This is a genomic window from Streptomyces sp. NBC_00029 (genome assembly GCF_045160505.1).
GTDB lineage: Bacteria > Actinomycetota > Actinomycetes > Streptomycetales > Streptomycetaceae > Streptomyces.
The window spans coordinates 6,034,402-6,047,634 of sequence record NZ_CP108292.1; the positions used below are offsets into that span (position 1 = coordinate 6,034,402).

14 protein-coding genes are annotated in these 13,233 nt (G+C 69.3%); all 14 read left to right on the forward strand.

The genetic code is table 11. The features are described 5' to 3' along the window. Nucleotides 1-153 precede the first annotated feature (153 nt). Nucleotides 154-1,254 (forward strand): LCP family protein, encoded by a 1,101-nt coding sequence (locus tag OG753_RS28375; protein ID WP_405790654.1) that lies wholly within the window; start codon nucleotides 154-156, stop codon nucleotides 1,252-1,254. 218 nt (nucleotides 1,255-1,472) lie between these two features. Next, entirely contained in the window at nucleotides 1,473-1,691 is a 219-nt protein-coding gene (rpmE, locus tag OG753_RS28380) for a 50S ribosomal protein L31 (protein WP_030708126.1), read from the forward strand. 132 nt (nucleotides 1,692-1,823) lie between these two features. After that, on the forward strand, nucleotides 1,824-2,903 hold the full coding sequence (prfA, locus tag OG753_RS28385) for a peptide chain release factor 1 (RefSeq protein ID WP_327264463.1): 1,080 nt from the start codon (nucleotides 1,824-1,826) through the stop codon (nucleotides 2,901-2,903). A gap of 47 nt (nucleotides 2,904-2,950) precedes the next feature. Then, complete coding sequence (prmC, locus tag OG753_RS28390) at nucleotides 2,951-3,796, forward strand: peptide chain release factor N(5)-glutamine methyltransferase (protein ID WP_030008688.1); 846 nt, start codon at nucleotides 2,951-2,953, stop codon at nucleotides 3,794-3,796. 49 nt (nucleotides 3,797-3,845) lie between these two features. Then, complete coding sequence (locus OG753_RS28395) at nucleotides 3,846-4,493, forward strand: L-threonylcarbamoyladenylate synthase (RefSeq protein ID WP_030386960.1); 648 nt, start codon at nucleotides 3,846-3,848, stop codon at nucleotides 4,491-4,493. Further along, the gene (locus tag OG753_RS28400) at nucleotides 4,490-5,146 is read left to right on the forward strand and encodes a protein-tyrosine-phosphatase (protein ID WP_327264464.1); all 657 of its coding nucleotides are present in this window, start codon (nucleotides 4,490-4,492) and stop codon (nucleotides 5,144-5,146) included. Before OG753_RS28395 ends, OG753_RS28400 begins: the two co-directional genes overlap by 4 nt. A 62-nt stretch (nucleotides 5,147-5,208) precedes the next feature. Next, nucleotides 5,209-6,438 (forward strand): serine hydroxymethyltransferase, encoded by a 1,230-nt coding sequence (gene glyA, locus OG753_RS28405; protein ID WP_327264465.1) that lies wholly within the window; start codon nucleotides 5,209-5,211, stop codon nucleotides 6,436-6,438. 116 nt (nucleotides 6,439-6,554) lie between these two features. Then, entirely contained in the window at nucleotides 6,555-7,889 is a 1,335-nt protein-coding gene (locus OG753_RS28410; RefSeq protein ID WP_327264466.1) for an MraY family glycosyltransferase, read from the forward strand. Nucleotides 7,890-8,313: 424 nt separating this feature from the next. Then, nucleotides 8,314-8,751, forward strand: coding sequence for a hypothetical protein (locus tag OG753_RS28415; RefSeq protein ID WP_030386956.1), 438 nt, complete (start codon nucleotides 8,314-8,316; stop codon nucleotides 8,749-8,751). A gap of 241 nt (nucleotides 8,752-8,992) precedes the next feature. Then, entirely contained in the window at nucleotides 8,993-9,799 is an 807-nt protein-coding gene (gene atpB, locus OG753_RS28420; RefSeq protein WP_327266934.1) for a F0F1 ATP synthase subunit A, read from the forward strand. 80 nt (nucleotides 9,800-9,879) lie between these two features. Continuing rightward, on the forward strand, nucleotides 9,880-10,107 hold the full coding sequence (gene atpE / locus OG753_RS28425) for an ATP synthase F0 subunit C (RefSeq protein WP_030386954.1): 228 nt from the start codon (nucleotides 9,880-9,882) through the stop codon (nucleotides 10,105-10,107). A gap of 40 nt (nucleotides 10,108-10,147) precedes the next feature. Beyond that, the gene (locus OG753_RS28430; RefSeq protein ID WP_053705305.1) at nucleotides 10,148-10,690 is read left to right on the forward strand and encodes a F0F1 ATP synthase subunit B; all 543 of its coding nucleotides are present in this window, start codon (nucleotides 10,148-10,150) and stop codon (nucleotides 10,688-10,690) included. After that, nucleotides 10,687-11,502, forward strand: a complete 816-nt coding sequence (locus OG753_RS28435) for a F0F1 ATP synthase subunit delta (RefSeq protein ID WP_405790658.1) — start codon at nucleotides 10,687-10,689, stop codon at nucleotides 11,500-11,502. The genes OG753_RS28430 and OG753_RS28435 overlap by 4 nt, the downstream gene beginning before the upstream one ends. A 130-nt stretch (nucleotides 11,503-11,632) precedes the next feature. Next, on the forward strand, nucleotides 11,633-13,228 hold the full coding sequence (gene atpA / locus OG753_RS28440) for a F0F1 ATP synthase subunit alpha (protein ID WP_405790660.1): 1,596 nt from the start codon (nucleotides 11,633-11,635) through the stop codon (nucleotides 13,226-13,228). The last annotated feature ends 5 nt before the right edge of the window (nucleotides 13,229-13,233 follow it).

The window sequence follows — 13,233 nt, forward strand, 5'->3', positions numbered from 1 at the left end:
GCTGTCGCGCTTCCACGTCCCGTACGGCACCGCGTGCGGCGGTTCGGCCCGGAATGGAACCCTGCGCGGCGTACGCCCGTCTGTGTCAGGGGGACCGCGGGATCGGGAGCGGGCCACAGCGACCAGGGGACCGGACCCGGGACTGAGGAGAGCATGACCGAGGAGAGCAAGGACCACGGCGGGCGTGCCGCGGCCCGGCGACGGCGCAAGCCGGCCGGGCGACGCAAGGCCCTCGCCGTCGCCGCCTGGAGCGCCGCGGGGGTGGTCCTGCTGGGGGGCGCGGGCCTCGGCTACTTCTACTTCAAGTTCAACGGCAACCTGAAGACCGTCGACATCGACCAGGCCCTCGGCGCCGACCGACCGCAGAACGTCGACAACGGCTCGATGGACATCCTCGTCCTCGGCTCCGACTCCCGCGACGGCGCCAACGGCGAATACGGCCGGGACGACGGCGGCTCCGCCCGCTCCGACACGGCGATGATCATCCACCTCTACGAGGGCCACGAGAAGGCCAGCGTGGTGTCCATACCCCGCGACACCATGATCGCCCGGCCCTCCTGCGCGACGGCCGGCGGGAAGACCGACCCCGGGGGCCGGCGCACGCAGTTCAACGAGGCGTTCACCGTCGGCGGCGCTGCCTGCGCGGTGAAGACCGTCGAGAAGATGTCGGGGATCCGCATGGATCACTACATAGAGGTCGACTTCACCGGCTTCAAGAAGATCATCGACAACCTCGGCGGCGTCGAGGTGACCACCAACAAGCCGATCAAGGACGGCGCCAGCCACCTCGACCTCGCGGCCGGCACCAACAAGCTCGACGGGGAGCAGGCCCTCGGCCTCGTACGCACCCGCAAGAGCGTCGGCGACGGCAGCGACCTCGGCCGAATACAGCTCCAGCAGGCCTTCATCAAGGCGCTCATCAAGCAGGTCAAGGGCATCGGGGTGTTCGACAACCCCAAGCGGCTGCTCGACCTCGCGGACTCCGCCACCAAGGCGATCACCACCGACAAGGCGCTCGGCGATGTGAAGTCCCTCATGGGCTTCGCCCAGGGCCTCCAGGGCATCGACGCCCAGGACATGCAGATGATCACGCTGCCGGTGACGGCGGACGCCCTCGACAGCAACCGGGTGGCGCCGCTGGCCAAGGAGACCAAGATGGTCTGGGACGCCCTGCTGGCCGACCGGCCGATCCCGGCCGAGGCCACCGTGAACTCCTCCGGCGACAAGGGCACGGCCGGGTCGATCGTCCAGTAGAACACCAGCTCACAGGGGGTGCGGCACAGGCCGCACAGGGGGCCGTACAGGCGCTTGGGGCCGGTGCGGAATAGATGCCGACCCCTTCCCGTTGAGGAAGGCGTCCTCAGAATTTTGACAGGCAGCCCGGTCCTGGCAGACTGGTCTGTCGGCCCCGGTTCACGCAGTGCGCAATTCGGCTCCTGCGACCCGGCGCCCTCCCGAATCTAGGAGACACCTTGAAGCGCGATGTTCACCCCGAGTACGTCGAGACCCAGGTCAGCTGCACCTGTGGCGCGTCGTTCACCACTCGTAGCACCCTGACCGAGGGCTCCATCCGAGCCGAGGTCTGCTCCGAGTGCCACCCGTTCTACACGGGCAAGCAGAAGATCCTCGACACCGGTGGCCGTGTGGCCCGCTTCGAGGCCCGCTTCGGCAAGGGTGCGGCCAAGAAGTAGCGCGACCCAGGCGCCGGTCTCCGGCCGCCCCCTGTCCACTCGGGGGCGGCCGGACCGGCGCCTTTGTCGTCGTTCCGCCACGTCACCCCCGCCCGTGCAGTCCCCTCGCACTTTCACCCCAGGAGTCCCCCGATGTTCGAAGCGGTCGAGGAATTGGTCGGCGAGCACGCCGACCTCGAGACGAAGCTCGCCGACCCTTCGGTCCACTCGGATCAGGCCAACGCGCGCAAGCTGAACAAGCGCTACGCGGAGCTGACCCCGATCGTCGCGACCTTCCGTGCCTGGAAGCAGTCCGCCGAGGACATCGAAACGGCCAAGGAGTTCGCGGCCGACGACCCCGACTTCGCGGCCGAGGTCAAGGAACTGAGCGCGCAGCGCGAGGAGCTCACCGAGAAGCTCCGCCTGCTGCTCGTTCCGCGCGACCCCAGCGACGACAAGGACGTGCTCCTCGAGGTCAAGGCGGGCGCGGGCGGCGACGAGTCGGCACTGTTCGCCGGCGACCTGCTGCGCATGTACCTGCGCTACGCCGAGCGCGTGGGCTGGAAGACCGAGATCATCGACGCCACCGAGTCCGAGCTCGGCGGCTACAAGGACGTCCAGGTCTCCGTCCGCACCAAGGGCGGCAACGGCGCCACCGAGCCCGGCCAGGGCGTGTGGGCCCGCCTGAAGTACGAGGGCGGCGTGCACCGCGTCCAGCGCGTTCCGGCCACCGAGTCCCAGGGCCGCATCCACACCTCCGCCGCCGGCGTGCTCGTCACCCCGGAGGCCGAGGAGGTCGAGGTCGAGATCAACATGAACGACCTCCGCATCGACGTGTACCGCTCGTCCGGCCCCGGCGGTCAGTCCGTCAACACCACCGACTCGGCCGTGCGCATCACGCACCTCCCGACCGGTGTGGTCGCCTCCTGCCAGAACGAGAAGAGCCAGCTCCAGAACAAGGAGCAGGCCATGCGCATCCTGCGCTCGCGGCTCCTGGCCGCAGCCCAGGAGGCCGCCGAGCAGGAGGCCTCCGACGTGCGCCGCAGCCAGGTGCGTTCCGTGGACCGTTCCGAGAAGATCCGTACGTACAACTTCCCGGAAAACCGGATCTCGGACCACCGCACCGGATTCAAGGCGTACAACTTGGACCAGGTGCTCGACGGTGACCTCGACTCGGTCATCCAGGCCTGTGTCGACACGGACTCCGCGGCCAAGCTCGCGGCCGCGCACTGACCTGATCCCTGCATCACCCCCGTACGACAGCAGCCCGGAGGACCAGCGTGAACTTGCTGCTTGCCGAGGTGGCCCAGGCCACCCAGCGGCTGGCCGCCGCCGGCGTGCCCTCACCGCGCTTCGACGCGGAGGAGCTCGCCGCCTTCGTGCACGGCGTCAAACGGGGGGAACTGCACCACGTCAAGGACGCGGACTTCGACGCCCGCTACTGGGAGGCCGTCGCCCGCCGCGAGGCGCGCGAGCCGCTCCAGCACATCACCGGACGCGCGTTCTTCCGGTACCTGGAGCTCCAGGTCGGGCCCGGGGTCTTCGTGCCCCGGCCCGAGACCGAATCGGTCGTGGACTGGGCCATACACGCCGTCCGCGCGATGGACGTCGTCGAGCCGCTGATCGTGGACCTGTGCACCGGCTCCGGCGCGATCGCGCTGGCCATGGCGCAGGAGGTGCCGCGCTCGCGCGTGCACGCGGTGGAGCTGTCCGAGGACGCCCTGCGGTGGACCCGCAAGAACGCCGAGGGCTCCAGGGTCACCGTGCACCAGGGCGACGCCCTGAGCGCGCTGCCCGAGCTCGACGGCCAGGTCGACCTGGTCATCTCCAACCCGCCGTACATCCCGCTCACCGAGTGGGAGTACGTCGCCCCCGAGGCCCGCGACCACGATCCGGAGATGGCGCTCTTCTCCGGCGAGGACGGCCTCGACACCATCCGCGGTATCGAACGCACCGCCCACCGGCTGCTGCGGCCCGGCGGCATCGTCGTCATCGAGCACGCCGACACCCAGGGCGGCCAGGTTCCGTGGATCTTCGCCGAGGAGCGGGGCTGGGCCGACGCGGCCGACCACCCGGACCTCAACAACCGCCCGCGCTTCGCGACCGCCCGCAAGGCCCTGCCGTGACCGGCGCGACGATTACCGCCACCCCCCTGCTGCACGAGGAGGCCCGCTGATGGCCCGGCGATACGACTGCAACGACGCGACGGACCGTAAGACGGGTCTGCGCGAAGCCGCATCCGCCGTGCGCCGCGGCGAGCTCGTCGTGCTGCCCACCGACACCCTGTACGGGATCGGCGCGGACGCCTTCAGCCCGGAGGCCGTCCACGACCTGCTCGCCGCCAAGGGCCGGGGCCGCGGCATGCCCACCCCGGTGCTCATCGGCTCCCCGAACACGCTCCACGGCCTCGTCACGGACTTCTCCGAGCAGGCCTGGGAGCTCGTCGACGCCTTCTGGCCGGGCGCGCTGACGCTCGTCGCCAAGCACCAGCCCTCGCTGGCGTGGGACCTCGGCGACACCGGTGGCACCGTGGCCGTCCGCATGCCCCTGCACCCCGTCGCGATCGAGCTGCTGACCGAGGTCGGCCCGATGGCGGTGTCCTCGGCCAACCTGTCCGGGCACCCGGCGCCCGAGGACTGCGACGCCGCGCGCGAAATGCTCGGGGACTCCGTGTCCGTGTACCTGGACGGCGGCCCGACGCCCGGCATCCAGCCGTCGTCGATCGTCGACGTCACCGGCAAGGTTCCCGTCCTGCTGCGCGAGGGGGCGCTCACCGCAGACCAGCTGCGGGAGGTCGTACCCGACCTCGAGGTCGCCCCGTGAGCCCTGAGGGGCGTGGCATAGCAGGGGGGTACCGCCCGCCGGTGGCCGGGGGAAACACCTTTCGCATACTCCACGTCAGCACCGGGAACGTATGCCGCTCGCCCATCACCGAGCGGCTGACGCGGCATGCCCTCTCGCACCGCCTGGGCGGGCCCGTCACCGGCGACCTCATCGTGGAGAGCGCCGGCACCTGGGGGCACGAGGGCGCCCCGATGGAGGCGAACGCGGCCGCCGTGCTGGCGGACTTCGGCGCCGACGCGTCCGGGTTCACGGGGCGGGAACTGCTGGACGAGCACGTCATACGCGCCGACCTGGTGCTGACCGCCACCCGTGACCACCGGGCCCAGGTCATCTCGATGGGCCACTCGGCGGGACTGCGCACCTTCACGCTGAAGGAGTTCACCCGGCTGGTACGGGCGATAGACCCGGCCACCCTGCCGCCGCTGGACGACGGCATGGCGGAGCGGGCACGGGCGCTGGTCCGGGCCGCCGCGGCGCTGCGCGGCTGGCTGCTGGCGCCGTCGCCCGACGCGGACGAGGTGTACGACCCGTACGGGGCGCCGATCACCTTCTTCCGCTCCATCGGCGACGAGATCAACCAGGCGCTTGACCCGGTCGTGACGGCCCTGACGGGCGTGACGACCCCGCGCTGACAGGGCACGGCGGGGTCCGCGGGCCTACAGTGGCTGGTACCCGGTACCCCTGGAGTCGCGCCATGAGCGTCATCACCCAGCCCACGGACCTGCTGCGCACGCAGGACCCGCAGATGGCCGACGTACTGGCCGGGGAGCGGCAGCGGCAGGCCCGCACGTTGCAGATGAGCGCCGCGGAGAACTTCACCTCGACCGCCGTCCTGGCCGCGCTCGGGTCCGCGCTCGCCAACAAGTACGCGGAGGGCTATCCGGGCGCCCGGCACCACGGCGGCTGCGAGTACGCCGATCTGGCCGAGCGGACCGCCGTCGAGCGGGCCAAGGCGCTCTTCGGGGCCGAGCACGCCAATGTGCAGCCGCACTCCGGCTCCTCCGCCGTCCTCGCCGCGTACGCCGCCCTGCTGCGCCCCGGGGACACCGTGCTGGCGATGGGGCTCCCGTACGGAGGCCACCTCACCCATGGTTCGCCCGCGAACTTCTCCGGGCGGTGGTTCGACTTCGTCGGGTACGGCGTGGATGCCGAGACCGGCCTCATCGACTACCGGCAGGTGCAGCGCCTCGCCCACGCGCACCGGCCCAGGGCGATCGTGTGCGGCTCGATCTCCTACCCCCGCCACCCCGAGTACTCGGCCTTCCGGGAGATCGCCGACGAGGTCGGGGCCTACCTGATCGCGGACGCCGCCCACCCGATCGGGCTGGTGGCCGGCGGGGCGGCGCCCAGCCCCGTCCCGTACGCCGACCTCGTCTGCGCGACCACGCACAAGGTGCTGCGCGGGCCCCGCGGCGGAATGGTGCTGTGCGGCGCCGAGTACGCCGAGCGCGTCGACCGGGCGGTGTTCCCCTTCACCCAGGGCGGGGCCCAGATGCACACCATCGCCGCCAAGGCCGTGGCCTTCGGCGAGGCGGCCCGGCCGGCCTTCACCACCTACGCGCACCGGGTCGTCGCCAATGCCCGGGCGCTGGCGGGCGCACTCCAGGAGCGCGGCTTCGCCATCACCACCGGTGGCACCGACACCCATCTGATCACCGCCGATCCGGCGGGGCTGGGCCTGGACGGCCCGACCGCACGCGGCCGGCTGGCGGCCGCCGGGATCGTGCTGGACACCTGCGCCCTCCCGTACGGGGACCAGCGGGGCGTCCGGCTGGGCACGGCCGCCGTGACCACCCAGGGGATGGGGGAGCCGGAGATGGTCCGGATCGCGGCGTTGTTCGCCGCGGCGCTGGGCGGGGATGGCGTGAAAACACGTACGGAGGTCAGTGAGCTCGCGATGGGATTTCCCCCTTACGGGGAGTAAATGGGGCAAGCGGGGCGTACCGCAACCAGGGTGTGGCCCCCTCGCGTCCTCGAAGGAGGTGACATCGCAGCTAATGTGTGGGGCTGAGATGGCCGGCGATACATCTGGGGCAGCCCGTGCGTGAATATCTGCTGACGCTTTGCGTCACGGTCGCGGTGACCTACCTGCTGACCGGGCCCGTGCGGAAGTTCGCGATCGCGGCCGGGGCCATGCCGGAGATCCGTGCCCGTGACGTGCACCGCGAGCCCACACCGAGGCTGGGCGGCATCGCCATGTTCGGCGGTCTGTGCGCGGGACTGCTGGTCGCGGACCACCTGAAGAACCTCAACGGCGTCTTCGAGCTGTCGAACGAACCACGGGCGCTGCTCTCCGGGGCCGCCCTGATCTGGCTGATCGGCGTCCTCGACGACAAGTTCGAGCTCGACGCCCTGATCAAGCTCGGCGCACAGATGATCTCCGCCGGCGTGATGGTCATGCAGGGCCTGACCATCCTGTGGATTCCCGTCCCGGGAATCGGGACGGTCCCGCTCACCCAGTGGCAGGGCAACCTGCTCACCGTGGCCCTCGTCGTGATCACCATCAACGCCGTGAACTTCGTGGACGGGCTCGACGGCCTGGCCGCGGGCATGGTCTGCATCGCGGCCGCCGCGCTCTTCCTCTACGCCTACCGGATCTGGTTCGGCTACGGCATCGAGTCGGCGGCGCCCGCCACCCTCTTCGCCGCCATCCTGATGGGCATGTGCCTGGGCTTCCTGCCGCACAACATGCACCCGGCCCGGATCTTCATGGGCGACTCCGGGTCGATGCTCATCGGCCTGGTGCTGGCCGCCTCCGCGATCTCCCTCACCGGGCAGGTGGACCCGGACGCGCTCGCCCTCTTCGCCGGTGGCGAGCGCAACGCGACGCACGCGATGCTCCCGGCCTACATCCCGCTGATCCTGCCCCTGACGGTCATCGCGATCCCGATGGCGGACCTGGTTCTGGCCATCGTCCGGCGTACGTGGAAGGGCCAGTCGCCCTTCGCGGCCGACCGCGGGCACCTGCACCACCGGCTGCTGGAACTCGGACATTCGCACAGCCGTGCGGTCCTGATCATGTACTTCTGGTCGGGGCTGATCGCCTTCGGCACGGTGGCCTACTCGGTGCATTCCGCCACGATGTGGATCGTGCTCGCGATCGCGGTACTGAGTGCGGTGGGCCTGATCCTGCTGCTCCTGCCGCGCTTCACCCCGCGCGCCCCGCGCTGGGCGGAGGGGCTTGTTCCGCCCCGCTACCGGCATGCCGCACGCGCGGCCGAGGCCGCCGCGGAGGCGGCTGCGCGGGACGCCTCGGGGACGGAGCCGGAGCCCGCGAGGCCCATCGCCGCGGGCGTCTCGGGAGTCAACGGAGCAACCGCCGTGGGCCCCCGCTCGCGCTTCCCCGACCGGCGGAAGGCCGAATCCACCCGCTGACGTCCCGCGCCCCCGCAGGGCGGCGGGAGTCCGCCGCACGGTGGGCAGCCGCGTTCGTGGAACATGCCGTGGGCCCCGTGCGTGAGCCGGGGCCCACGGTCATGTGTGCGGTCAAGCGCGCGCGTCCGCCGTCCCCGATTGAGCACGTCCGCACTGGTGCGCATTACGGACGCCGAATGCCAATACCAGACAAGACGACGGCCTGTCGCGCACACACGCGCAGGGTCACTCTCATGTGTGACAGTCGGCACACCCAGCAGGTAAAGCTCTCATCAAATAGTTTGTGATACCGTTCACTAAACCCGGCGACAGAGCCGAAGGACCGTAGTGCGACGGTCCCTTGGCCCGAGGTTCTCTCTCGGACCGGGCTTACGCTCGTCCTGTACGAGTCCAGTGCCCCCACCACCACGCGGAGCAAACCGCCATGCGGTCAGATGACGTCCGACTCCTCCTGCAAGCCGCTGTACCCACAGCGGTAGCCGGCGCTATCGCCGCCGTGATCAGCGCGCTGGTCGTCGGCAGCAAGGGCGCAGTCGGAGCCGTTGTCGCGACGCTGGTCGTGATTCTGTTCATGGGCATCGGATTCGTCGTTCTGCAGCGCACGGCGAAATCACTTCCGCATCTCTTCCAGGCCATGGGGCTCATGCTCTATACGGCCCAGATCCTGCTGCTCTTCGTGTTTGTCGCGGCGTTCAAGAACACCACCCTGTTCAATCCCAAGGCGTTCGCGATCACGCTCGTCGCCACCACCCTGGTGTGGATCGGCGCGCAGACCCGTGCTCACATGAAGGCCAAGATTCTTTACGTCGAACCGGACTCGGTGAAGGGCGACAAGCCCGAAAATCCGGGGCCGAAGTCGTGAAGGGTAGGGCCGGGATAAGTGGGCGTTCGAGATCCTGCTATCGTCCGGTGCCAACTGCGGCACTGCGGGCGCGGGCATCTGAGCTGACGCCTGTTCCATCGCGAGGCTCGATGCCTGACTGCCGCCCCACCATCCGTTACACCAGTCCAGTGCCGAACCGCGGCTGCGCGCCGCGCCGACACAACGAGGTTGCCGTACCTATGCGCCACGCTGAAGGAGCCCTGCGGTGAGTGCTGCTGACATGACGCTCGCCTTCGAGATCAATTGTCATTTCGAAGACGGCACTGGCTGCGGCTTCCCGGGCCCGACCCTGTACTCGTTCCTGTTCAAGCCGATCTTCGGTGACGACAGCGGCCTGTACTTCAACAAGACGATGCTGCTGGCCCTGCTGGGCTCGGTCATCATCGTCGGCTTCTTCTGGGCTGCGTTCCGGAAGCCGAAGGTCGTCCCGGGCAAGCTGCAGATGGTCGCCGAGGCCGGCTACGACTTCGTGCGCCGCGGCATCGTCTACGAGACGATGGGCAAGAAGGAGGGCGAGAAGTACGTCCCCTTCATGGTCGCGACGTTCTTCTTCGTCTGGATGATGAACCTCTGGTCCATCATTCCGCTCGCCCAGTTCCCGGTGACCGCGGTCATCGCGTACCCGGCCGGTCTCGCCGCCGTCATCTACGTCATGTGGATGTCGGTGACCTTCAAGCGCCACGGCTTCGTCGGCGGCTTCAAGAACATCACCGGCTACGACAAGTCGCTCGGCGGGATCCTGCCGCTGGTCATGGTGATCGAGTTCTTCTCGAACGTCCTGGTCCGGCCCTTCACCCACGCGGTCCGACTGTTCGCGAACATGTTCGCCGGCCACACCCTGCTGCTGCTGTTCACCATCGCCAGCTGGTACCTGCTGAACGGGATCGGCATCGCCTACGCGGGCGTCTCGTTCGTCATGGTCATCGTGATGACCGCGTTCGAACTCTTCATCCAGGCTGTCCAGGCCTACGTCTTCGTGCTCCTGGCTTGCAGCTTCCTGCAGGGCGCGCTCGCCGAGCACCACTGAGCGCGACCCGCTCCAAGCAATCCCCCCAGTCGTCCGGTGGCCAACCCCCACCGGTCCGTGAAAGAGAAGGAAGAACTGGCATGTCCCAGACCCTTGCTGCCGTCACCGGTTCCCTCAGCTCCGTGGGCTACGGCCTCGCGGCCATCGGCCCCGGCGTCGGCGTCGGCATCATCTTCGGTAACGGCACCCAGGCGCTCGCCCGTCAGCCCGAAGCTGCCGGTCTGATCCGCGCCAACCAGATCCTCGGCTTCGCCTTCTGTGAGGCGCTCGCCCTCATCGGTCTGGTCATGCCGTTCGTCTACAGCTGACGAACCCCACGACTAGTCCGAATCGACGAAAGGCACTGATGTGAACCTCCTGGTTCTCGCGGCCGAGGAGCCGGGTAACCCGCTCGTCCCGCCGATCCCCGAGCTCGTCATCGGTCTGCTCGCCTTCGTCATCGTCTTCGGTTTCCTCGCGAAGAAGCTCCTCCCGAACATCAACAAGGTTCTGGAAGAGCGCCGCGAGGCCATCGAGGGCGGTATCGAGAAGGCGGAATCCGCCCAGACCGAGGCCCAGAGCGTCCTGGAGCAGTACAAGGCCCAGCTCGCCGAAGCCCGGCACGAGGCCGCGCGCCTGCGCCAGGAAGCGCTGGAGCAGGGCACTGCGCTCAAGGAAGAACTGCGCGCAGAGGGCCAGCGGCAGCGTGAGGAGATCATCGCTGCCGGCCACGCCCAGATCGCGGCCGACCGTAAGGCTGCTTCCCAGGCGCTGCGTCAGGACGTGGGCAAGCTCGCCACCGACCTGGCCGGAAAGCTCGTCGGCGAGTCCCTTGAGGACCACGCCCGGCAGAGCCGCACCATCGACCGCTTCCTCAGCGAGCTTGAGGAGAAGGCCGAGGCGGCCCGATGAACGGAGCGAGCCGCGAGGCGCTGGCCTCCGCGCGTGAGCGTCTCGACGCGCTGACGGACAACACGTCCGTCGACGCGGCGAAGCTCGCCGGTGAGCTGGCTGCCGTCACTGCGCTGCTCGACCGTGAGGTCTCGCTGCGTCGGGTCCTCACCGACCCGGCGCAGTCCGGCGAGGCCAAGGCCGAGCTGGCCGGTCGGCTGCTCGGCGGACAGGTCGGCGGGGAGACCGTCGACCTGGTGTCCGGCATGGTCCGGTCCCGCTGGTCGCAGTCCCGCGACCTGGTGGACTCGCTGGAGGAGCTGGCGGCCACCGCCGACCTCACGGCGGCCCAGCAGGGCGACGCGCTCGACAACGTCGAGGACGAGGTGTTCCGGTTCGGCCGGATCGTCTCCTCGAGCACCGAGCTGCGTTCCGCGCTGACCGACCGCGCGGCGACCGCCTCCGCCAAGAGCGAGCTGCTGCGCAGCCTGCTCGGCGGCAAGGTGAACGCCGTCACCGAGCGCCTGGTGATCCGTCTTGTCACGCACCCGCGTGGACGTAGCCTGGAAGCGGGACTCGAGTCCCTTTCCAAGCTCGCCGCCGAGCGCCGTGACCGCATGGTCGCCACTGTGACCAGCGCGGTTCCGCTCAGCGACGTGCAGAAGGCCCGTCTCGGTGCGGTGCTGGCCAAGCTGTACGGCCGCCAGATGCACCTGAACCTCGACGTGGACCCCGAGGTCCTCGGCGGGATCTCGGTGCGAGTCGGCGACGAGGTCATCGACGGCACCATCGCGGACCGCCTCGCCGAGGCGTCGCGCCGCATGGCCGGCTGACCAGCCACCAAAAGAACAAAAGCATTCCTAGCGGCCCGGTTGGGCCGTGCAGAACTTGCAGAAGATTCCTGGGGGTCGCCCCCAGACCCCTAAGAAGCTTCAGGCCCAACAAGGAGAGCAGGGAACCCAGATGGCGGAGCTCACGATCCGGCCGGAGGAGATCCGGGACGCACTGGAGAACTTTGTCCAGTCGTACCAGCCGGACGCGGCCTCGCGCGAGGAGGTCGGAACGGTCAGCGTTGCCGGCGACGGCATCGCGAAGGTGGAGGGTCTGCCCTCCGCCATGGCGAACGAGCTGCTGAAGTTCGAGGACGGCACCCTCGGTCTCGCCCTCAACCTCGAGGAGCGCGAGATCGGTGCGGTCGTCCTCGGCGAGTTCAGCGGTATCGAGGAGGGCCAGCCGGTGCAGCGCACCGGTGAGGTGCTCTCCGTCGGCGTCGGCGAGGGTTACCTCGGCCGCGTCGTCGACCCGCTCGGCAACCCGATCGACGGTCTCGGCGAGATCGCGACCGAAGGCCGACGCGCCCTCGAGCTGCAGGCCCCCGGCGTCATGGTCCGCAAGTCGGTCCACGAGCCGATGCAGACCGGCTACAAGGCCATCGACGCGATGGTCCCCGTCGGCCGCGGCCAGCGTCAGCTGATCATCGGCGACCGTCAGACGGGTAAGACCGCTCTGGCCGTCGACACGATCATCAACCAGCGCGACAACTGGCGCTCGGGCGACGTGAACAAGCAGGTTCGCTGCATCTACGTCGCCATCGGCCAGAAGGGCTCGACCATCGCGTCCGTTCGCGGCGCCCTGGAAGACGCCGGTGCGCTCGAGTACACGACGATCGTCGCCGCCCCGGCGTCCGACCCGGCCGGCTTCAAGTACCTGGCGCCGTACACCGGTTCCGCCATCGGCCAGCACTGGATGTACGCCGGCAAGCACGTCCTGATCATCTTCGACGACCTGTCGAAGCAGGCCGACGCCTACCGCGCCGTGTCGCTGCTGCTGCGCCGCCCGCCGGGCCGCGAGGCCTACCCGGGTGACGTCTTCTACCTGCACTCCCGTCTGCTGGAGCGCTGCGCGAAGCTGTCCGACGACATGGGTGCCGGTTCGATGACCGGTCTGCCGATCGTCGAGACCAAGGCGAACGACGTGTCGGCGTTCATCCCGACCAACGTCATCTCCATCACCGACGGCCAGTGCTTCCTGGAGTCCGACCTGTTCAACGCGGGCCAGCGCCCGGCGCTGAACGTCGGTATCTCGGTCTCCCGCGTCGGTGGCTCCGCCCAGCACAAGGCCATGAAGCAGGTTTCCGGCCGTCTGCGCCTGGACCTCGCCCAGTACCGTGAGCTGGAGGCGTTCGCCGCCTTCGGTTCCGACCTGGACGCCGCTTCGAAGGCTTCGCTGGAGCGCGGCAAGCGCCTGGTCGAGCTGCTGAAGCAGGGCCAGTACCAGCCGATGCCCGTCGAGGAGCAGGTCGTCTCCGTCTGGGCCGGCACCACCGGCAAGATGGACGACGTTCCGGTCGCCGACATCCGTCGCTTCGAGTCGGAGCTGCTGGAGCACCTGCGCCGCGAGCGCAAGGACCTCCTCACCTCCATCGCCGACGGCAGCAAGATGTCGGACGACACCCTGTCCTCCATCGCGGACGCCATCACCGGCTTCAAGCGGCAGTTCGAGACCTCGGACGGCAAGCTGCTGGGCGAGGACGCACCGGCCGTCAACGTCTCCAAGTGACGACG

Excerpts from the sequence above, each read along its gene's own strand:
- atpA (WP_405790660.1), top strand. The coding sequence starts at position 11,633 with ATGGCGGAGCTCACGATCCGGCCGGAGGAGATCCGGGACGCACTGGAG.
- OG753_RS28415 (WP_030386956.1), top strand. The coding sequence starts at position 8,314 with ATGCGGTCAGATGACGTCCGACTCCTCCTGCAAGCCGCTGTACCCACA.
- glyA (WP_327264465.1), top strand. The coding sequence starts at position 5,209 with ATGAGCGTCATCACCCAGCCCACGGACCTGCTGCGCACGCAGGACCCG.
- atpB (WP_327266934.1), top strand. The coding sequence starts at position 8,993 with ATGACGCTCGCCTTCGAGATCAATTGTCATTTCGAAGACGGCACTGGC.
- OG753_RS28395 (WP_030386960.1), top strand. The coding sequence starts at position 3,846 with ATGGCCCGGCGATACGACTGCAACGACGCGACGGACCGTAAGACGGGT.
- OG753_RS28435 (WP_405790658.1), top strand. The coding sequence starts at position 10,687 with ATGAACGGAGCGAGCCGCGAGGCGCTGGCCTCCGCGCGTGAGCGTCTC.
- atpE (WP_030386954.1), top strand. The coding sequence starts at position 9,880 with ATGTCCCAGACCCTTGCTGCCGTCACCGGTTCCCTCAGCTCCGTGGGC.
- OG753_RS28375 (WP_405790654.1), top strand. The coding sequence starts at position 154 with ATGACCGAGGAGAGCAAGGACCACGGCGGGCGTGCCGCGGCCCGGCGA.
- prfA (WP_327264463.1), top strand. The coding sequence starts at position 1,824 with ATGTTCGAAGCGGTCGAGGAATTGGTCGGCGAGCACGCCGACCTCGAG.